Source organism: Oceanicaulis sp. LC35 (assembly GCF_052055585.1).
Lineage (GTDB): Bacteria > Pseudomonadota > Alphaproteobacteria > Caulobacterales > Maricaulaceae > Oceanicaulis.
In genome coordinates, this window is sequence record NZ_CP170485.1 from 1,323,946 (window position 1) to 1,345,223 (window position 21,278).

Annotated in this window: 16 protein-coding genes; 13 read left to right on the plus strand and 3 right to left on the minus strand. The window is 60.2% G+C overall.

Annotation, left to right across the window (positions count from 1 at the left end; translation table 11 throughout):
• Positions 1-187 precede the first annotated feature (187 nt).
• A complete protein-coding gene (locus ACFELO_RS06250) occupies positions 188-961 on the minus strand; it encodes a response regulator (RefSeq protein WP_440959685.1) in 774 nt (257 codons plus the stop codon).
• Between the two features lie 168 nt (positions 962-1,129).
• Between ACFELO_RS06250 and ACFELO_RS06255 the strand changes: the two genes are divergently transcribed.
• From ACFELO_RS06255 to ACFELO_RS06270, 4 genes are all read left to right on the plus strand, one after another.
• Positions 1,130-1,342 (plus strand): NepR family anti-sigma factor, encoded by a 213-nt coding sequence (locus ACFELO_RS06255; RefSeq protein ID WP_440959686.1) that lies wholly within the window; start codon positions 1,130-1,132, stop codon positions 1,340-1,342.
• Positions 1,343-1,379: 37 nt separating this feature from the next.
• Positions 1,380-1,961, plus strand: coding sequence for a sigma-70 family RNA polymerase sigma factor (locus ACFELO_RS06260; protein ID WP_440959901.1), 582 nt, complete (start codon positions 1,380-1,382; stop codon positions 1,959-1,961).
• A 281-nt stretch (positions 1,962-2,242) separates the two neighbouring features.
• Entirely contained in the window at positions 2,243-3,664 is a 1,422-nt protein-coding gene (locus ACFELO_RS06265; protein WP_440959687.1) for a sensor histidine kinase, read from the plus strand.
• Positions 3,665-3,725: 61 nt separating this feature from the next.
• Positions 3,726-3,863: an entericidin A/B family lipoprotein gene (locus ACFELO_RS06270; protein WP_440959688.1), complete on the plus strand. Its 138-nt coding sequence runs from the start codon at positions 3,726-3,728 to the stop codon at positions 3,861-3,863.
• Positions 3,864-3,913: 50 nt separating this feature from the next.
• On the opposite strand, the gene ACFELO_RS06275 is transcribed toward ACFELO_RS06270, so the two are convergent.
• Complete coding sequence (locus tag ACFELO_RS06275; RefSeq protein ID WP_440959689.1) at positions 3,914-4,591, minus strand: gamma-glutamyl-gamma-aminobutyrate hydrolase family protein; 678 nt, start codon at positions 4,589-4,591, stop codon at positions 3,914-3,916.
• On the minus strand, positions 4,588-5,883 hold the full coding sequence (locus ACFELO_RS06280) for an ATP-grasp domain-containing protein (RefSeq protein WP_440959690.1): 1,296 nt from the start codon (positions 5,881-5,883) through the stop codon (positions 4,588-4,590). Before ACFELO_RS06280 ends, ACFELO_RS06275 begins: the two co-directional genes overlap by 4 nt.
• Before the next feature lie 95 nt (positions 5,884-5,978).
• Here ACFELO_RS06280 and ACFELO_RS06285 point away from each other — a divergent pair, with 95 nt between their 5' ends.
• The 9 genes from ACFELO_RS06285 (at position 5,979) to lon (ending at position 21,188) form a co-directional block, all read left to right on the plus strand.
• Entirely contained in the window at positions 5,979-6,149 is a 171-nt protein-coding gene (locus ACFELO_RS06285; protein ID WP_440959691.1) for a hypothetical protein, read from the plus strand.
• Positions 6,150-6,286: 137 nt separating this feature from the next.
• Positions 6,287-7,963: an autotransporter assembly complex protein TamA gene (locus ACFELO_RS06290; protein ID WP_440959692.1), complete on the plus strand. Its 1,677-nt coding sequence runs from the start codon at positions 6,287-6,289 to the stop codon at positions 7,961-7,963.
• Complete coding sequence (locus ACFELO_RS06295) at positions 7,963-11,991, plus strand: translocation/assembly module TamB domain-containing protein (RefSeq protein ID WP_440959693.1); 4,029 nt, start codon at positions 7,963-7,965, stop codon at positions 11,989-11,991. The genes ACFELO_RS06290 and ACFELO_RS06295 overlap by 1 nt, the downstream gene beginning before the upstream one ends.
• A gap of 216 nt (positions 11,992-12,207) precedes the next feature.
• Complete coding sequence (tig, locus tag ACFELO_RS06300) at positions 12,208-13,638, plus strand: trigger factor (RefSeq protein WP_440959694.1); 1,431 nt, start codon at positions 12,208-12,210, stop codon at positions 13,636-13,638.
• Positions 13,639-13,816: 178 nt separating this feature from the next.
• Complete coding sequence (locus tag ACFELO_RS06305) at positions 13,817-14,440, plus strand: ATP-dependent Clp protease proteolytic subunit (protein ID WP_440959695.1); 624 nt, start codon at positions 13,817-13,819, stop codon at positions 14,438-14,440.
• Positions 14,441-14,684: 244 nt separating this feature from the next.
• Positions 14,685-15,959: an ATP-dependent Clp protease ATP-binding subunit ClpX gene (clpX, locus tag ACFELO_RS06310; RefSeq protein WP_009801001.1), complete on the plus strand. Its 1,275-nt coding sequence runs from the start codon at positions 14,685-14,687 to the stop codon at positions 15,957-15,959.
• A gap of 44 nt (positions 15,960-16,003) precedes the next feature.
• Positions 16,004-16,660: a heme NO-binding domain-containing protein gene (locus ACFELO_RS06315; protein WP_440959696.1), complete on the plus strand. Its 657-nt coding sequence runs from the start codon at positions 16,004-16,006 to the stop codon at positions 16,658-16,660.
• Positions 16,661-16,664: 4 nt separating this feature from the next.
• Positions 16,665-18,554, plus strand: a complete 1,890-nt coding sequence (locus tag ACFELO_RS06320) for a putative bifunctional diguanylate cyclase/phosphodiesterase (protein WP_440959697.1) — start codon at positions 16,665-16,667, stop codon at positions 18,552-18,554.
• Positions 18,555-18,782: 228 nt separating this feature from the next.
• Positions 18,783-21,188 carry an endopeptidase La gene (lon, locus tag ACFELO_RS06325; protein WP_440959698.1) on the plus strand — a complete coding sequence of 802 codons (2,406 nt, stop codon included), beginning with the start codon at positions 18,783-18,785 and terminating at the stop codon, positions 21,186-21,188.
• Positions 21,189-21,278: the final 90 nt, after the last annotated feature.

The window sequence follows — 21,278 nt, forward strand, 5'->3', positions numbered from 1 at the left end:
TCTCCTTCTTGCTAGCGATCAAGTCGAACGCAATCAAGAAACGTTGGTCGAGGAGAAGTGTTCCATGAAATTGATAGTCTTTTTCATGATTATATTGCGGCTAAAATTTGAGTGCTTTTGCTATGGCGCAAACAAAAAAAGAGCGCCATGGCGGAGCCATGACGCTCTTTTCGGGAGAGCGGGTGCTTTATTCGGCAGCGACCGGTTTGCGTTCAAAGAAGAACAGTGCCTGGCTGATCGTGGCTGAAACCGTTTCAGGCATGAAAGGTTTGGTCACCAGATAGGTGGGCTCGGGTTTTTCACCGGTCAACAGACGCTCGGGATAGGCGGTGATGAAGATCACCGGAACATTCATCTCGTCCAGAATGTCCTTCACGGCATCAATGCCGGAGCTGTCATCGGCCAGCTGGATATCGGCGAGCACAAGGCCTGGAGGTGATTTCTGAGCCAGGGCAACGGCCTGATCGCGCGTACGGGCGACGCCGGTCACGGTGTGGCCCGCGTTCTCGACGATGGCGCGAAGATCCAGTGCGATAACCGGCTCATCCTCGATAATCATCACACGGGTCGCCAGACCTGCATTGAGTTCCTGCTGGGCGGAGACCAGCAGGGATTGGGCTTCCGTGTCGTCAATACGCAGGATCTTGGCCACATCCTCGATCGAGAAGCCTTCGACGGAGGTCAGCAGCATTACCTGACGAGCTTTCGGGGTCACATGAGAGAGCGGGCTTGCGTCCCCATCGACATCGCTGGTGTCCAGTTCCGGGCTCCAGCAGGCATGAAACAGCTGGAAGAGTGCGACCTGGGGAGGCAGGTCCTTGCCCAGCTCTTCATTCCCTTCAACCGCTGCTTCAAGGCAGGCTCTCACATGAGCATCGCCGCTTTGTTGTGAACCGGTCAGAATGCGCGCGTATCTGCGCAAATAGGGAATGTGTGCGCGAATAGCAGAAACAAAACTCATTTTGGGCTCTCCCCACAAAACTGTGTCGATAGCTAACGACCGACTGAAGAAAGGGTTCCAAAAAAATTTGTCTTTTTTCGGAACCCGATCCGTCTGACGGCGTTCTTTATACAAATCGGCCGTACTGGCCAGACCGAACTGACATGAGAATGGCGACTAAGAATGGCAATGTCTGAGGACAAGAATGGCGCACGCGGCGCCCCGGATCCGTCCCTTGTGCAGCGGACCCGCAAGCAGCAGGAAAACATTGGCCAAGGTTTAAGGCATATGTTTGATTCCGTGCTGGATGAAGGGGTTCCGGACGATTTCGCCGATTTGCTTGACCGTCTTGAAGAAGGCGAAGCAAAACGTGGCGGACAGAAAGGTGGCGCCCGTGAGTAAGGTCGGTTCTGAAACTACCGGCTTGTCGCCGTCCGAAATGATGACGCAATCGCAGTTCCGGCAGGAACTCACTGACGCCATCCCTCACATGCGCGCTTTTGCACGAAGTCTGACCGGTGATGCCGCCAGTGCGGATGATCTGGCGCAGGACGCCATGATGAAGGCGTGGTCAGCGCGCGACAAGTTCAAGGCCGGCACGAATTTTCGCGCTTGGGTTCTCACGATTGTGCGCAACCAGTTCTACTCCGACAAGCGCCGGTCCTGGCGACAGGCGGAATGGGATCAGGAGCTTGCCGAGCGTACGCTGCCTGCAGTGGATAACCAGGAGCAGATTGTTGCGCTGGATGAATTGCGTCGGGGGCTGCATGAGCTGCCCGATGATCAGCGCGAAGCTCTGATCCTGGTCGGAGCAGGCGGTTACTCCTACGAAGAAGCCGCCGAGATTTGCGGCTGTGCGATAGGTACGGTGAAAAGCCGGGTGTCACGCGCCCGTCTGGCGCTTGAGGGCATCATGAAGGCGGGGCCGGCGGCAAAGGCCAATTCCGACGGCATCGCAGCCTCGGATGCAGTTGATACGTTGCTTGATCAGGTCAGCGACCTGGCGGAACAGGCGCGCTGAACATGCCATTCAGAGCGCGTGGGGAGATGACCGGGCGGTTGCGATTTGTGCTGGCCCTGGTTCTGGCTGTGGCGCTGTTCCCGCTTTTGCTGATCGCCATGGCGCAAACCTGGAGCGAGGCCCGTGAAGAGCAGCGCGTCCAGCGGGATCGCATGATCATCCTGGGTGCGCTCGCAGCCTCCGAGCTCAATGAATCTATTTCTCGCGCGCAAGGCGTTATCGACGCTGTATCGACCCGCGGCTTTGCTTTCATGAGCGCGCCGGGCGGGTGCAGTCGGGCCATGGCGCAAATCGCCAGTGGCGATAGCGTTCTGACGAATATCGCGCTGACCAATCCGGATGGTGAAATCATCTGCTCTGCGCTTGATGATGCGCAGAACCTGAGCATGGTTGATGAGCGTTGGTACCAGCGCTTGCAGGACGGCTCGGAGCAATCGGTGTCCGGTGTTCAGCTTGGTCGTGTTTCACGTCGTCCAATTCTGGTGGTGGCGTCTCGCCTCGGGCAGGACCCGGAGTTCCGCGGGGCTGCCGCTGCGGCCATTGATGTTCTGCAGGCCTCGCGGATTCTCATCGACAATGCGATGGATGAGGGCAGCCAGGTTATCTTGCTGACACCTGAAGAGGCGCGTGAAGTTGATACCGAACGCATACTCAAGCCTGTGGCGATCGATCTTGAGGACGAACTGCTCCGGACCGTTCTGGATGTGACCAGGCCGGAGCCTGTTCAGGTGAGAATTGATGGTCATCTGACGCCGGCCGTCATTACGCCTCTTGTCGATCAACAGCTGGCGCTAATGCTGGTCTCACCGGCGCCCGCGGCGCAGTGGGGGCTGATCTCTGTTGCGGCGACATTCCTCGTGCCTTTGCTGATGTACGCACTGGCTCTGGCCAGCGTCTGGCTTGCGGTGGACCATTACGTACTGCGCTGGTTGGGCTATCTTCGTCGCATCGCAGCCGTATATGGCAGCGGACGTCTGGATGTCATTCCGGTTCGGGCGCGCAACGCACCGCGTGAAATCCGGGGACTTGCGGAAACCATGGCCGAAATGGCCGCTTCTCTCGAGGAGCAGCATAGCGAGCTGGAGGCTGCGGTCGAGCAACGTGGCGCGCTATTGCGCGAGATCCACCACCGCGTGAAAAACAACCTGCAGATCATTGTAAGTCTTCTCAATCTTCAGGCGGGCCGTATGTCGGACGGGGAAGGGCGCGCAGCGCTCATGGAGGCCCGGCGTCGCATCAATGCGCTCTCGTTGGTTCACAGATCCCTTTATGAAGCGGATGACCTGCGAGCCGTTCACATGCCGGGCTTCCTGGCCGAACTGGCGATGAACCTGCAGCAGGTCAGTGATGATGGCTCACGGTCCATCAGTGTTCAGGCTGAGTGCGATGATGTGTCGTTCGAGCCCGATACCGCTGTGCCAATCGCTCTGTTCGTCACCGAGGCTGTCACGAATGCGTACAAGCACGCTTTTGAAGGGCGCAAGTCGGGGCGCGTGCTCATATCGCTTAAAGCCAGCTCCGCCGATGATCTGACCTTGAGGGTTAGTGATGATGGTGTGGGGATGTCCGAGACGGCGTCACAAGGCACCGGATCGTCTCTCATGGAAGCCTTCGCGATGCAGGTTGAAGGGGAGACCTGGTCTGAACGAAATGCAGAAGGCGGTATGGATTTCATCCTGCAGGTTGGTGAAGAAAAGAACTGAAGAACCGGGAACTTCTTTCGAAGCGAAGCGTTTGATAAGAGCCATAATTGAGGAGGCTGATATGAAGTACGCTATGCTTTGCGCTCTGGCCGTGACCACTCTGATCCTGACGGGCTGCAATACGATTGCAGGGGCTGGCCGGGACATTGAAGAAGCCGGCGATGCGATTGAAGATACGGCTGAAAACAACCGCAACTAGGCTCTTCCTGGCCTGAATTGGAAACGGCCCCGTCTTGGACGGGGCCGTTTTCATTGGGCGCATGCCTTGATGAAGCGCCGGAACAGTCGTCTCATATCTGACCTGTATACCAGCAATTCGGGATGAAACTGCACGCCCATCCGTAAAGGCGTGTGATCTGCTTCAATGGCCTGAACGCCGCCTCGCTCCCCGCAGGCCGTGGCGTGAAAGTCCGGTGCAATCTTCCGGACGGCGCGGCGGTGAAGGCTGTTGACCATGACCGTATTGGCCGGGCTGACGGCTTGTGACAAAAGGCTCTCGCCCTGCAGCGTGACCGGCTTGCGAAAGAATGTGTATCCAAGAGGGCCGTTCGGCCAGTTCTGGGTCAGCTCCGCATCAAGTTTCTGATGCAGGTCTCCGCCATAAAACACGTTGAGCATCTGCAGGCCGCGACAAATTCCCATTACGGGAAGGTCATGGTCCCGGGCGTGTTGGAGCCAGCTGATTTCCAAAGCATCACGTTCAGGGTCAAACCGGCTTTCGACCTCGATGCTGGCGTCATAACGGCTGGGGTGGATGTCGAGCCCGCCCATCAGGATCAATCCGTCGAAACGGCGTTCTCCTGATGTCGGCTCATGGCGCAGGCGCCGGGGTTTGCCGCCCGAGATCGAAATCACGAACCACACCAGGGCTGATAGCAGATGATCGCCTTTGGGGGCCGTCACATATGCGATTACCGGCCGGCTCATGAACTCATGGAGTCAAAGCTGACTTCGGGAGGGAGTTCGCCGAATTTCATCAGATGGGAAACGATGAACAGTGCGCCCAAAGCGGCCGCCGGGTCATCCTTCGCCAGCAAGTCCACGTCCAGCGCCGAGCGGTCCATCACCCGGTGTGTGACATCCTCCAGCGCTTCCTTGGCGGCTTTAGCGTCTGACAACGATGTGATGAACCGACCGAAATTCTTCAGGCTGAAGCCATCAGCATTCTTAAGACGGTCCCAGCTTTCCGACAGTTGATTGGCGTATTCGCTTTCGCTGAAAGCCCCATCCACGGCTGAGGGGATCCAGGCGAGGGGAACTTGTGAACGGTAGCCGATCTCCGGCATGCCCGGTTCGGACTTCAACTCGCCATACAGCGTCAATTCTGCAAGAAGCCTCGCATAGTCCACGCCGCTCAGCGTGGAGTGGCGCAAACCTGCCCAGAAGCGCGCATTGACCTCAATAACGACGGGAGTGTCTGCCGGATCGCCGCTCCACATGAAATCGGTCTCGAAGACACCGGTCCAACCGGTTGCTTTCGCGATCTTGCGGATGTCGTCCTCGAACGCTTCGGTGGAAACGGTTTCCCGCACCACTCCGGCGCCGGCTTCGCGGGGTTGGTTCTCAAGATTGGTGTAGGCGGACAGGACGAGCACTTCGCTGTTATGCGCCAAGGCGCTGACGCAATAATCCTCTCCGGTTTCCAGCGACTGGGCCAGAAGCGGATATTGGTCGCCACGCTGTTTCAGATAGGCCTCATAGGCCTTCTTATCCTGAACCTTGGAGATCCCGCGCCCGCCCGCGCCGCGGCTGGGCTTCATGAGGACCGGAAAGTCCATATCCGGTCCGTTGCGCGCTTCTTCCTCCGTTTCAAAAAGTTCTGTCCGGGGCGCATTGATGTCATGCTCTTTAACCAGCTTTGCAAAATGGTGTTTGGGCGTGACCTGCTCGATCGAGCGCTCTTCCGGGGCCGCCAGCCTGGCGTTGGAGGGCAGTTCGCTGCGATGGCGCGCCAGGGTTTCCATATCCTCAAAGCCGGGCATGACCAGGACTGTGGCGTCAGGAAACTCCTCACAGATAGCGGCGATGTCCTTGGCGTATTTGCGCCCCTCGGAAGGTTCGCAGACCGTGCGGGTCTCGTCGCAGTACTTTGAAAATGAGAGGGCTGTCAGCCCGATCGTGTCCAGTCCGACGACCCGGTCTACGATCGGGTGGACGGATTCCGCCATGGTCAGCGCCATCAGGCTGCGACCGTAGGTAATCAGAGCAATTGTCTTCATGCGCGACAAACGCGGGAATGATCAGCGGGTTCCAATTTTTTTGGAACCACAGGGCCGGATGCGCGTTTGAAGCACGAGAAGCGATGGAGCAGGAGATGAAAAATCAAAAACCAAGCCCTGTTGTCCTGATCGGCGTAGCAATAATTCTGGTGCTGATCGCCACCCTGGCGACACTGATTTGGCAGGAAGCTCAATCTGATACGGTCGAGATCCAGTTCGGTGACGGCGAAATCCGATTTGAGACCGGGGGGCTCAAAGGGGATTGAAATCAGGGCCGGTTGTTTTTTGGCCATGATTGGGACGAATACGGTATCTAGGCGGCGAAGCGTATGCTCCGCCGCTCTTCTTCGTGCGTATTAGGTGAACTGAGTTTTCGATGGCCGCACTTCGGGCGTTTGTCCTCATGGCGATAGCCGCAAGCACCGCCACCGCTCAGGCGCAGACCGTCAATCTGAAAGACGTGCAGAACCCGACGCTCGCCAATGCTCTCCAGTCTCTGATTGATGAGCGCTCAAAGTCAGGAAGCGCCAATACGCGCGCTTCGGCTGACCAGCTTGTTCGGTATCTGAGATCGGAAGGTTATTACACGGCGCGCGTTATCGTTGACCAAAGCGATGACGCCCCTGTCTTCCAGGTGACGCCGGGTGAGCAATTCCATTTCACGGCGGTGGATGTACGCGCCGGGCAACAGCAGGCGGCCCGGGACGTCGTGATGCGGTCTCTGCCGATTTCAGTCGGAGACCCGGTCCGTGCGGAGGATGTCCTTGAGGCGGAGACCGAAGGCCTGCGCGTGCTCAGAAACTCAGGCTGGCCAGACGCCCGGCTGGAAGACCGCACGGTCACTGTTGATCATGCGGACGCCAGTGGCGAAGCCCTGTTTGTCTATGATGCGGGCGTAGAAAGTCTTTACGGGGAAATTTCTCTGGAGACAGATCGCTGGCGTGAGAGCTTCGTCCGTCGCCTCTCGCCCTTTCAGCCGGGAGAGCGCGTCAGTGCAGCTGAAATGCGTACTTTTGAAGGACGGCTGGAAGCGCTTGAGAGCATTTCCAGTGCAGCTGTAACGCTAGCCGAGCCGACAGGGGCCAGCCAGCCAGAGCAACGGGGCGTGCTGGTTTCCGCCTCGCCCGCGCCGCGCCATGTGGCTGAAGCGGGCTTCAGCCTGTCCACGAGCGAAGGCGTGGGTGTGAGCGGAGCGTACCGGCGCCGTAATCTGTTTGGCGGTGACGAGACGCTGGACGTGAACCTGAACCTGGCGACCGTGCAGAGCGGCCTTCAGGTGGAGCTGAGCGCACCGCACTGGCGACGTCTGGGGCAGGCGCTGACCCTGGAGGCGAGGGCCCAGACTGAAGAAACAGACGCTTATGATTTGCTTGAAGTCGGTGTCGGTGCGCGGGTGTCCCGACCGATCACAGATGCGCTGAGCGTCTCTGTCGGAGGGGATCTGAGCGTCTCCCACAGTGAGAACGAGACTTTGGACCTCAATGTCTACACTGGCTCTGTCTCCGTGGGCGCAGTCTGGGACCAGCGTGACAGTGCCATTGCGCCAACACAGGGCAATCTTGTGTCGCTGGAGGTATCGCCCACCGTTCTGGCGGGAGACGCGTCATCCACCTATTTCAGGACCATCGGGGAAGGGCGCACCTATCAAAGGCTGACATCCTCTCTGATCATCGCCGGTCGCTTGCGGGCCGGGGGACTCGTCGGAGCTCCGCTCGAGACCCTTCCTCCAGAACAACGCTTCTTTGCAGGCGGTGGCGGTTCGGCGCGCGGTTATGACTACCAGTCGCTATCCCCACGCAATGAAGAGGGGGACCTGATCGGCGGCCGGTCTATCGTTGAATCCAGTCTTGAACTGCGCTGGCGGCGCTCCCGCCGGTGGGGTGGGGTGTTATTTGTGGATTCCGCTGCGGCCGGACGGGATGAAACACCTGATTTCGGCGCTGTCCGGAGCGCGGTCGGCGTGGGCCTTCGATACTATCTCGACTTTGCGCCTTTACGGCTTGATATCGCGACCCCGCTGGATCCTGATTCCACAGATGCCGAGATACAGCTCTATATCGGGCTGGGAGAGGCGTTCTGATGCGTGCTTCCGGTTATCTCCGCCTTGCCTGCGCAATCGTTCTCGGCATCGCTCTGCTTCTTGCGGGGGGGCTCTTCGCCCTGACGCAGGGACCGGGCCGAGCCCTTGTCAGCCAGCTAGTTGATGGTCGCACTATCAGCGCGATCGGTACGGTTGGCCTGTCCGGGCTGGAAGGCGACATTCTCTCGGATTTCAGGATCGAGCGACTGACCCTGTCGGATGAAGAGGGAATATGGCTCGAGGCCGAGGGCGTGCATGTCTCATGGCGGGCGCCGTCACTTCTGGGATCCTCTATCCATATCGAATCTGTTGTTGCGGATAGCTTGAGGGTTCTGCGACGGCCCGAGCTGGAACGGGGCTCCGCCTCGAGCGGTGGAAGCTCGCGCGGGGTTCGCCTGAACCAGCTCGGCGTGTCCGAGCTCGTGCTCGATGCGCCTGTACTGGGTGAGCGCGTTACGATGCGCGCGCACGCCTCTCTGGTGAGTGCGGCCCGGCAGGGACAGACTGTCACGGCGGAGCTCGTCCGTACGGACGGCGCCTCTGACCAGCTGATCGCCGCATTCACTAGAAGCGCCGAAGGGGTGATGGAGGGGGAGCTTTCCGTTCTTGTGGAGGCGGATAGCCCGTTGGCTCAACTGGCCTACACCGAGGGGCGCGGCTTTTCGCTGCGGGCCGCAGTTGAAGGTGATCGGCAATCCGGTGAGGCGGACTTTGTCTTTACCGTGTCAGATCAGGTCGGGATCGAAGGGCAGGGGCGTTGGCGGGACGGTTCGTGGAGGCTGGATGCGGATACAAATGCACAAGCCTGGCCGGCCTTGCCGTCCACCGTTCAATCCCTTCTCTCTGGCGGTCGGTTGTCCGGTCAGGGTGAGCTTGAGCCGCGCACCGGTGAACTGCGCTTCACAAGCGCTGCGGGGGATATCCGTGTCAGCCGCTCTGTGACCCCACAGATAGATATTGAAGGCACGCTGAACGAACAGGGGCTCGCCCTGCTCTTGCCGGAGGCCGTCTCGGTGCGGAGCGCCCTGTTCGACGCTCGGCTGAACCCTGACGATCAGGCGCAGTGGCTGTCAGGCGATGTCATCGCTGAGGGGGTCAGTCACCCTCAGCTCGCGGCTGATGTCGTGAACGCCCGGTTCGCCTTGGGGCGTCAGGATCAGGACTACAGCTTTGATCTGGACGGTGAAGGCCAGACCGTTCAGTGGGCGAACGCCCGTGCCGGCGCCGCGCTGGGTGATGTCGTGCACTTTGCCGCCAATGGCGTTTATGCCCGCCCTGATCAGCTCATCCGCTTGAATGCTGCGCGTATTCGCTCAACCGGTGTCTCACTTGATGGGTCCGGGGGTATCGCCCTGTCGCCGTTAAACTTTGAGGGCCGTTTCACCCTGGCTGTCGACGATGCGGGACGGCTACAGGACGGCCTGTCCGGTCCTGTGACCGTGTCCGGGCAGGGCGGCGGTGATGCCGTCATGCTGCGTCTGGAGGGAGAAGGGCTTTCGGGCGCAGGCGCACCCTACGCCCTTGCGACGGGACTCACCGGAGACGCGCGCGTGGCGTTCGCGGACGGCTTTGAGGTTTCCGATCTTGATCTTGAGGGGCGGTATTTGCGTGTGACCGGCGGCGTAAGCCGCAATGCGCAGGAGCCCGCATGGCAGGGGCAGCTGGACTATGCCGTCAATGTCGAGGGGCTTGGTGTGGGCGGTTTGTCGGGCGTGGTGGCCGGTGCGGCCAGGCTCGATCAGGCCGATGAGGGGCTGTCTGCACAGCTTCAGGCCCAGGCGGATACTCTGGATCTGGCGGGCGTGACGCTTGAGGCGCCTGTCTTGCGCGTGGAGATCGCCCCGCAGACCAGTGGCGGTCTGGTCGGTGACTGGCGTTTCGATGCCCGAACTTCCGAACGCACTCTGGCGCTCGCGGGGGATATTGGCTGGGATGACGGCGCCGGCCGTCTGGATATGGCGTCCGGCCGGTATGCTGATATCGCGGTAGAGGGGGAAGCGCAGCTGACGCCTGACGCCCTGATTATCAGTTTCGCGGCTCGTCAGGATGGCGCGATCCAGCTTTGGTCAGCCTCACTGGATTATTCAGCGCCTCGCGAAGCGCTTATGGAGGGTGATCTGGACCTCTCCGCCTCGCTGGAAAGCTACCGCATGTCGGGTGTGACGCTGAACGCGATGGATGCCCGTCTCTCCGGGCCCATGCAAGGGCTGACATTCGAGCTCAATGCCGACGGGGCTGTCTCTGAACCGTTCCATATCGCGATTGGCGGTCCGGTCTCCTACGGCGATGCGGGGCTGCGCACCTCCCTGGACTTTGCGGGAGAGGTGACGGACCGGACGCTGACTTCACCGCAACCGCTTGAAATCAGATATGAAGCGGGGGAGCTGATCGCCCGAACGCGCTTGGCTCTGGACGGGGCCGGGCTGGAGTTTGCGCTTCAGCGCGGTTCAGACAGCACAGAGCTTCAGTATGCGTTGAGCGCGATCCCGGCCGATCTGGTCATGGGGCTTCTGAGCTTGCCTCAGGCGGAGGGGGATCTCGCATTTGATGGCCGGTTCATTCGCGAGGATACGATCTGGACGGGGCAGTCCACACTCGGTGTATCCGGGCTTTCCTCTGCGTCAGAGCCTGCGCTGGGCGCGTTGAACGGTGAGATGCGGCTCGAGGTTCAACAAACCGGGTCTCAGATTTCAGGCGATTTCACCGATAGCGACCTGGAAATCGGGATCGATCTCGAACGTGAGGGCCAGATGACCGGCCTTGGTTCGCTCCTGGAGCCTGACTGGCGAGGGGATCTGCGCGTAAACGGCGACGTGGCGGTGCTCGCTGCGCTCTACATGCCAGAAGGCGAGGTTCTGCGCGGCATCCTGTCCGTCAATGCAGAGATCAATGGCCTCGATACGTCCGGGCAAGTCCGTTTCCGCGATGGCGCGCTGCAATCGGCGATCGCCGGACGGACGTTCGAACCGATCAGCGCCGAGGGCGGATGGCGCGATGGCGCCTTGATCATCCAGTCCGTGCAGGTCGGGGAAGGCGGAAAGAGCGGCGCGACGGCGCAGGCCGAGTTCCGGGCGACGTCCGAAGGGCTGGAAGGCGAGGGCCGGATCGAGCTCAATCAGTTGTATCTTGTAGACCGACCGGAGCTTTCTGGCGGCGCTTCAGGATTCGCCGACTTTACGCTGCAGCAGAGGGTGGTCACGCTCACGGGCGAAGCGGACATCCAGCGTCTGGATGTCCGACCTTCCGGTGGTGGCGGCAGCTCGATTCCCCAGATCGAGGTGGAAGAACTCAATCGTCCTGACGTTCTGGACCAGGCCTATCGCCGCCCTGTCAGGATCGAGCTTGATTACCATTTGCGTGCGGATGACCGTCTGATGGTCTCAAGCCGCGCCTTTAGCAGCGAATGGTCGGCGGATGTTCATGTGACCGGGACGGCGAACCGTCCGAGTCTGTCCGGCCAGGCCAATCTGATTTCGGGGCAGGCCTCGCTTTTGACCGCGCCGTTCAACCTGACAAGCGGGACCGTGACGTTTGACGGGCCGGTCAATCAGACCCGGCTCGCGATTGAAGGGCGTCACGAAGCTGCTGATCTGACCGTTATCGGACGGGTCGAGGGTTCAGTCCGGGCGCCTGAAGTCCATTTTGAAAGCACGCCGTCTCTTCCCGAGGACGAGATTCTCTCGCGCTTGCTCTTCGGGTCGGGCGTATCCGATCTCAGCGCCTTGCAGGCCTCACAGCTTGCGGCGCAATTGTCTGGTGCGGGCTGGCTGGATGCGATGGCGGATGTACGCGCTGCGCTGGGCGTGGATCGCCTGGACGTGCGCCAGAACGCCGATGGCGCCGTGACGGTTCTGGGCGGGCGTCAATTGACCGAGGATGTCTATCTGGAACTGGAATCCGGGGTCGGCCAGGCGCTGGGATCGGCCCGTATCGAATGGCGTCTCAATCCCTCTCTTGTACTGGCGTCTGAAGTCAGCGGGGATTCCAGAAATGAAATCTCACTGAGTTGGCGCAGAAGTTTTGATTGAGTTGAAGCGGGTATGATGCTGATAAGGCGTCATCTGCCTGGTCTCTTCGTTCCGGTTTTTACGGGCCGGAGCGTCGGGCTGCACATATTCACCGCCGCTGGGCGTTGCGTCTGCAAATTCTGCATGACATAACGCGCGCTCATTCCCGGCCGCCGCCGGCGCGTTCTTGCGTGTCCGTGCATGGCGGCGACCGCTTTCTAACAAGGCCTCGCCAAGATGAACGTAGTTGAAAAATCCGCTGAAGGGCTCTCGCGCACGTTTGAGGTTGTCGTGCCCGCGTCGGAGCTCGAAGCCAAACTGACCGCCAAGATCGAAGAGATTCGCTCTGAAGTGCGCCTGAAAGGCTTCCGCCCCGGCAAGGTGCCCGCCAACCACATCCGCAAGATGTTCGGCGCCTCGATCATGGGCGACATTCTTCAGGAGCTGGTCCCGCAAGCGACCCAGGACACCCTGGACGAGCGCAAGATCCGTCCGGCGTCCCAGCCGGCCGTGGACGTGAAGTCCGATCCTGAAGACGTTCTGAAAAACGGCGCAGACTTCTCTTTCGAGATATCCCTCGAGATCATGCCGGAATTCGACACGATCGATCCCAAGACCCTGAAGCTGACCCGTCCGGTCGCCAAGGTCGCGGACGAGCAGGTCAATGAAGCCCTCGAAGAGCTGGCCAAGCAGGCCGTCTCTTATGAAGAGAAAAAAGGCAAGGCCGCGGATGGCGACAAGGTCGTGATCGACTTCGTCGGCTCCATCGACGGTGAAGAATTCCAGGGCGGCGCAGCTGAAGGCGCCGAGCTGGTTCTGGGCTCTGGCCAGTTCATCCCGGGCTTTGAAGACCAGCTGGTCGGCGCCAAAGCCGGCGACAAGGTCGATGTCAAAGTCACCTTCCCGGAAGAGTATCAGGCTGCCCACCTTGCCGGTAAGGACGCTGTCTTCGCCACCGAGGTGAAGGAAGTTCAGGCGCCGGGCGAAACCCAGATTGATGATTCCCTGGCCGAGCGCCTGGGCCTGTCTGATCTGGAAGCGCTGAAAGACGCCCTGTCCAAGCGCTTTGAGAGCGAGCACGCTCAGGCCTCTCGCATGAAGGTCAAGCGTTCGCTTCTGGACGAGCTTGATTCCGCCCATGATTCTGTCGATCTGCCGGCCAAGATGGTTGAGCAGGAGTTCGAGCAGATCTGGCGTGAAGTGAAGAACGCGATCGAAAACGATCAGCTCGATGACGAGGACAAGGACAAGTCCGAGGACGAGCTGAAGGCCGATTACCGCAAGATCGCCGAGCGCCGCGTGCGTCTGGGTCTGGTGCTGGCCGAAATCGGTCGCAAGGCCAATGTGGACGTCACCCAGGAAGAGCTGGCTCGCGCCGTGAACCAGGAAGCACAGCGCTTCCAGGGTCGTGAGCGTGAAGTGGTCGAGTTCTATCAGAAGAACCCGGGCGCCATTCAGGCCCTGCGCGCGCCGATCTACGAAGAGAAAGTCGTCGACTACATCCTCGAGCTGGCGGATGTGACCGATCAGGAGATCGATCGCGAAGCCCTGTTTGCGGATGACGATGAGGCTCCGGCCGCCGAAGCGAAAAAGCCCGCCAAGAAGAAGGCTCCGGCCAAGAAAAAGGCGGCTCCGAAGAAAAAGGCAGAAAAGTCCGACGAGGACTAATCCCGCCTTAACCTGATCGGGACCATCAAGGCCCGGGTCTTGCCTCTCAGATGAGGGGAAAAGGCCCGGGCCTTGTGCATTTGAGGGTTTGCGTGCAGGCGCGGGCCTTGCCACAGTGCATACCCATGGCCAAATCAGGCCGACCTAGACGAACACTGCTTTCCTTGAGGAGCTGGCTATGCGTGAGCCGCAGGATGTGATGATGAACCTCGTTCCCATGGTGGTCGAGCAAAGTGCGCGGGGCGAACGCGCCTACGACATCTATTCGCGCCTGCTGAAGGAACGCATCGTTTTCGTCACGGGTCCCATTGAGGACCATATGGCGAGCCTGATGGTGGCCCAGCTGCTGTTTCTTGAGTCGGAAAACCCGAACAAGGAAATCGCGATGTACATCAATTCGCCGGGCGGTTCGGTCAGCGCGGGCCTCGCGATTTATGACACCATGCAGTACATCAGCTGCCCGGTGGCGACCGCTTGCGTCGGCATGGCGGCGTCTATGGGTTCGCTGCTGCTGACTGCTGGCGACAAGGGCATGCGCTTTGCGACGCCGAATGCGCGCATCATGTTGCACCAGCCGTCGGGCGGGTTCCGCGGCACCACAGCTGATATCGAGCGCCACGGCGAGGACATCCTCAAGATCAAGCGCCGTATGAACGAGATTTACGTCAAACACACCGATCAGCCGCTCGAGAAAGTCGAGAAAACGCTCGATCGGGACTTCTACATGGATGCGATGGAAGCCAAGGAATTCGGCCTCATTGACCATGTGTACGAAAAGCGCGGCGGGGCTGAAGCGTCCTGAAACGAGTCAGGGCTGTCTCAGTCCTGAGCATGTAAGCCGCGCTGCGCCAGAGACGGCCAGCGCGGTTTTGCATGCTTGATCCACCCCCTCTGGCTGTGATCACATGCGGTATGGAAACGTTTCGCTAAGGTCCGGCCTTGATCTTGCAGGAAAGGGCCGAGTCACTTTTGAGCTATAAGGTGACTTTTCAGGCCACAGCGAACCAACCGCGCTACGGCGCACAGCGGGACCGACGGGAGCAGCCATGACCAAGGCGACCACAGGCGACGGAAAGAGCACTCTGTATTGCTCCTTCTGCGGCAAGAGCCAGCATGAGGTCCGCAAGCTGATCGCAGGACCGACCGTGTTCATCTGCGATGAGTGCGTTGAGCTGTGCATGGACATCATCCGCGAGGAGAACAAGACCTCGCTCGTGAAATCCAATGAGGGCGTGCCCAGCCCGCAGGAGATCTTTCAGGTCCTGCAGGACTATGTGATTGGCCAGGCCAAGGCCAAGCGCGTGCTGTCCGTGGCGGTGCACAACCACTACAAGCGCCTCAATCATGCCGGCCAGAACGGCGATGTGGAGCTGTCCAAGTCCAACATTCTGCTGATCGGCCCGACGGGCTGCGGCAAGACGCTGCTGGCCCAGACGCTGGCGCGCATTCTGGACGTGCCCTTCACCATGGCCGACGCCACCACGCTGACCGAAGCCGGTTATGTGGGCGAGGACGTGGAGAACATCGTTCTCAAGCTGCTGCAGGCGGCGGACTACAATGTCGAACGCGCCCAGCGCGGCATCGTCTACATCGACGAGATCGACAAGATCAGCCGCAAGTCCGACAACCCGTCCATCACGCGTGACGTGTCGGGCGAGGGCGTCCAGCAGGCGCTTTTGAAGATCATGGAAGGCACGGTGGCTTCGGTTCCGCCCCAGGGCGGCCGCAAGCACCCCCAGCAGGAATTCCTGCAGGTGGACACCACCAACATTCTCTTCATCGTGGGCGGCGCGTTTGCCGGCCTTGAAGGCATCATTTCCCAGCGTGGCAAAGGCTCCGCCGTCGGCTTTGGCGCCGATGTGCGTGACCCGGACGCTCGCCGTCAGGGTGAAGTGCTGGCCGAGGTCGAGCCGGACGATCTGACCAAGTTCGGTCTGATCCCGGAATTCGTGGGGCGTCTGCCGGTCATCGCAACGCTGGAAGACCTCGACGTTGCGGCGCTCGTGCAAATCCTGACCGAACCGAAGAACGCTCTGGTCAAGCAGTATCAACGCCTGTTCGAGATGGAAGGCGTGGGCCTGTCCTTTACCGAGGACGCGCTGACGGCCATCGCCGAGAAGGCGATCAACCGCAAGACCGGTGCTCGGGGCCTGCGTTCGATCATGGAGGGCATCCTGCTCGACACCATGTTCGACCTGCCCAGCCTTGAAGGTGTGGAAGAGGTTGTGGTCAACGCTGAAGTCGTGACTGGCGATGCGACCCCGCTTTACATCTACGCGAAGTCCAAGGGTGAGGCGGCGACCCCCAAACAGGGCGCCTGATCCGTTCCTGCGGGATGGATGAAAGAACAGAGGGCCGGAGCGGCATGCTCCGGCCCTTTCTCGTTAAAGCCGCGGCGCTGCACAGCTGTGACACGGTTTGTTATGCCAAACGCTCAATCCTGTCTGAATTGCAGGCGGGAGAAGCGGCGGCCATGTACGGAATGGTCAATCAGGGCGTCAGAGCCTTTATCGTTGAGAACTTCGGCGAAACAGACTGGTCGGAAATCTGCAACGCAGTGGGCTTGTCCGATCATGAATTTGAAGCGATGGCGACGTATCCGGACGCTGTCACCTATGACCTCGTCAAAACCATTTCCGCCAAGTACGACATGCCGCCCGAACGGGTGCTGGAAGTCTTCGGGACCTATTGGGTCGAGTATTCGGGGCAGACCGCTGTGGGGCAGCTGCTTCGGTTTGGCGGCAATGACCTGCTTGAACGTCTGGACAGCCTGAACGAGCTGCATGAGCGCATCAAGCTGTCCATGCCTCACCTCAAGCCGCCATCCTTCGATTTTGTGGAGCTGGAAGAGGGCCTCTTTTCACTCAGATACTGGAGTGAACGCGACGGCCTTGAAACCATGGTGATCGGTCTCGTTCGTGGTTTGTCCGAGCAGACCGGACAGGCGATTGAACTTTCTCAGGACGCCGAGCCCGCCGTTCAGGACGCTCGCGCCAGCTTCACCATCCGGTTGGTGGGGTGATGCGATGAGGGCGAGTCCCGCTCAAACAGCGTTTCTGGATCAAATTTTGCCCTTCGGCGGTTTCGTCACTGCGGATGGGAGCATCGAGCATCTCGCGCCAGCTCTGAAAAAAGCCGTCGGTGAAACTGCCGTGGAGCTCAACTTCTTTGACCTGTTCAGGGTGCGAAGCCCGCGCTCACTCAGAAAGTCGCGCTCTATCACCGACTTTCTGAATGAACGTGTGTCTGTCGATTTTCTGGCGCCAGGGTCGCAAGAACCTCTGGTTCTGCGCCTGCATGTTTGTCCCACGCCGAACACGCCGGACCTGTTCGTTTTTAACTCATCGTTCGGCGTGCATCTGAGCAAGGCCGTTGATCTGTTTGGTCTGACCGAGCGCGACTTCTCACCTGCCGACCCCTCTGTTGACCTGCTTTACGTCATGAAGACCCAATCCGCCTTGCTGGCGGACAGTCAGGCTATGGCGACGCGTCTGAAAGAGGCCAAGGATGCGGCCATGGAGTTGGCGCTGACTGATCCGCTGACCGGTCTGCCCAACCGTCGCGCACTGGCACGCCATCTGGAAACCGTACTGGTCGCCGGCCACCCCGGTGAGCGTCTGGCGGTGGTTCATGTGGATCTTGATCACTTCAAGCGGGTCAATGACACGTTGGGTCATGCGGCTGGAGATGAAGTTCTGGGGCGGGTGAGCGCCATTCTGAGCCGCGCCGTGGGAGAGGGCGGCATGGCCACCCGTATCGGCGGTGACGAGTTTGTGCTGCTGGTCCCCATCGAGGACGATTCCCAGATACCGCTGCTCGAGATGGCCCGAGATTTGATCCGTACGATCTCAAGGCCTGTCATGATTGCGGGCTATCAGGCACAGATCAGCGCCAGCATCGGGATTACGTTTGCTCGGGCCGGAGAGAAGAAGTCGGTTGATGATGTGCTGTTGGAAGCGGACCTGGCGCTTTATGAGGTCAAGACCAATGGCCGGGGGCGTGTCCATTTCTACGATACGGCGCTGAGCTCTCGTCAGGCGCTCGTCCAGTCTCTCACGCGCGATCTGGAGCCGGCCATCGCTTCGGGTCAGTTTGAACCGTTCTATCAGGTGCAGGTGGATGCGCTGACCGGCAAGGTCTATGGCGCAGAAGTCCTGGCGCGCTGGCGCCACCCGATCCATGGACTGCTGACGCCCGCCACCTTCCTTGTGATATCGGAACGCTCGAGGCTTACGGAGAAGATCGACAACTCCATTCTGACCCAGGCGCTCGACCACTTTGTTCAGTGGAAAGCACATGGGCTGGAATTGCCGCATCTGTGTTTCAACATCACCGCCGACAAGCTCTCGGACGTCTCGTTCCTGGAGACCTTGCAGCGTGAGACGCAAGCTAGAGACATCGACCCTTCCGAAGTCATGATCGAACTCATGGAGTCGATCCTGATTGATGGCGGCAAGCCTGCGATCAGGAAGGCGACTGAAGACCTGGCGGATGCAGGTTTCCGTCTGGCGCTCGATGATTTCGGCACCGGGCACGCTTCGATCGCGTCCCTGATTGCAGTGCCGGTGCATCTGGTGAAGATTGACCGCTCCTTCGTCACGGGCATCGACCAGGACAGCAAGCGACAGATGCTCACCCAGGCCATCGTCTCACTGGCGGCGGGGCTGCGCCTTGAAGTGCTGGCGGAAGGGGTGGAAACCCCGGAAGAAGCTCAAACGCTGACCCGGCTGGGGTGCTGGAAGTTCCAGGGCTATCTGTTCAGTCGGCCGGTCCCGCCAGAAGACTTCCATGACCTGCTCAAGCAAACCGACTGGGCGACCTTCTGCCTCGATTGTGGTCTCGAGGATGACTGGCCGACCCATGAAGAGCTGCTGCGCCATGTGCGATTGGCTGGGCCGCAGTCAGCCGCTTCATAAAGTCCCAACCCTGACAGACTAGTCTGGGCCTTCAGATCGATCCGGCTGCACACCGAACTGACCCGCAGGCTTGAAGCCTCTAGGCGCCGCCTCCACTTGTTTAGGCACGCAAACACGGCGAGGTTCGGCTTGATGAGCGGGCCTGGTCGTGAAGGCCGATGCCGCAAGGGTCGGCGAGGTTGAGTTGCGCCCCGGAACGGGGGTGACCCGGCCCATTGGAGAATGACTATGAGCGACACAAAAACGCTTCCTCTGCTGCCGCTGCGCGACATCGTCGTGTTCCCGCACATGATCGTGCCCCTGTTCGTGGGCCGCGAGAAATCGGTGCGGGCGCTTGAAGAAGTCATGCGCGCGGACAAGCAGATCCTGCTGGCCACCCAGAAGAACGCCGCCGACGACGATCCAGCCCATGAGGCGGTTTACACAGACGGCGTCGTCGCATCCGTGCTGCAGCTTCTTAAATTGCCTGACGGCACCGTGAAGGTGCTGGTCGAGGGCGGTCGCCGTATGACGATTACCCGCTTCCTGGACAATCAGGCCTATTTCGAAGCGGAAGCCGAGCTGGTCGAAGAGAAGGTGGCTGATCCGGCTGAGGTCGAGGCGCTGATGCGTGCTGCGGCCGAAAAGTTCGAAGACTACGTCAAGCTCAACAAGAAAGTCCCGCCCGAGGCGCTGTCTGCTGTGGGCGAGATTTCTGACGCCGCAAAGATGGCTGACACCATCGCCGCGCATCTGTCGGTGAAAATCTCCGAGAAGCAGGAGCTGATGGCCAATTCCAATGTCGCTGAACGCCTCGAAAAGGTGTTCGCGCTGATGGAAGGCGAGATCAGCGTGCTGCAGGTCGAGAAGAAGATCCGCAACCGCGTGAAGCGGCAGATGGAGAAGACCCAGCGCGAATATTATCTGAACGAGCAGATGAAGGCGATCCAGCGCGAGCTGGGTGAGGGTGATGACGGTCGTGAAGAACTGACCGAACTCGAGGAGAAACTCGCCGAGGCCAAGCTCAGCAAGGAAGCGCGCGAGAAGGCCGAGGCCGAGCTCAAGAAGCTGCGTCAGATGAGCCCCATGTCGGCGGAAGCCACTGTGGTGCGCAACTATCTGGAATGGATGCTGGCGCTGCCCTGGGGCAAGCGCAAGCGCCTGAAGAAGGATCTGGGGCAGGCCGAGCAGGTTCTGGACCGCGATCATTTTGGCCTTGAGAAGGTCAAGGAACGCATTGTCGAGCATCTTGCGGTTCAGACCCGCGTGAAGAAGATGCGCGGCCCGATCCTGTGCCTTGTTGGCCCTCCGGGCGTGGGCAAGACCTCGCTGGGCCGCTCGATCGCGGAAGCGACGGGGCGCGAGTTTGTGCGCGTGTCGCTGGGCGGCGTGCGCGATGAAGCCGAGATCCGCGGTCACCGCCGGACCTATATCGGCTCCATGCCGGGCCGCATCATCCAGTCGCTCAAGAAAGCCAAGTCCACCAATCCGATCATCCTGCTGGATGAAATCGACAAGCTGGGCGCGGACTATCGCGGCGACCCGGCCTCGGCGCTGCTCGAAGTGCTCGATCCGGAACAGAACTCCACCTTCAACGATCACTATCTGGAAGTGGATTATGACCTGTCCGACGTGATGTTCATCACTACGGCGAACACGCTGAACCTGCCGCAACCGCTTCTGGACCGCATGGAGATCATCCGTATCGCGGGCTATACGGAAGATGAGAAGGTCGAGATCGCTCGCCGTCACCTCATCCCCAAACAGCTCAAGACCCATGCGCTGAAGCAAGCCGAGTGGACGGTCGAGGATAGCGCCCTGCGTGACCTGATCCGTTACTACACCCGAGAAAGCGGCGTGCGGAATCTGGAGCGTGAAATCGCGCGTCTGGCCCGCAAGACTGTGCGCAAGCTGGTGGCCGGTGACGCCGAGCATGTGACGATCAATGCGGACAATCTTGATGAGTTCGCTGGCGTTCGGAAGTTCCGCTTCGGCGAAACCGAAGCCGAGGACAAGGTGGGTCTGGTCACGGGTCTGGCCTGGACTGAAGTGGGCGGCGATCTCCTGACCATTGAAGCGGTCAAGATGCCCGGTCGCGGCGCCATGAAGGTCACGGGCAACCTCAAGGACGTGATGAAGGAATCCATCTCGGCTGCGAACTCGTTCGTGCAGAGCCGGGCTCCGACGCTCGGGATCAAGCCGACCGTGTTCCGCACGACCGACATCCACGTGCACGTGCCCGAAGGCGCAACACCCAAGGATGGCCCGTCAGCGGGCGGCGCCATGATCACCGCCATCGTGTCAACGCTGACCGGCGTGCCGGTGCGCAAGGATGTGGCGATGACCGGTGAGATCACCCTGCGGGGTCGTGTCCTGCCGATTGGCGGCCTGAAGGAGAAACTGCTGGCGGCCCTGCGCGGCGGCGTGAAAACCGTCCTGATCCCCAAGGACAATGAAAAGGACCTCGCCGAGATCCCGGACAACGTCAAGGAAGGGCTCGAGATCATTCCGGTCGAGACGGTTGAGGAAGTTCTCAACACGGCGCTCGCCGAACCGATCAAGCCTGTGGAGTGGACGGAAGCTGAAGCTGCAGCACTTGCAGCCCTGCCGGGCTCTACGGAAGTCAGCGGTGGGGGCGAACAACGCCCTCACTAACAGACCTGCAGTCTGATGAAGGCCCCGGAGCATGCTCCGGGGCCTTTTCTATGCCGGGGCGAGAACAGTTTAGACGTTTAGCGACTTGGC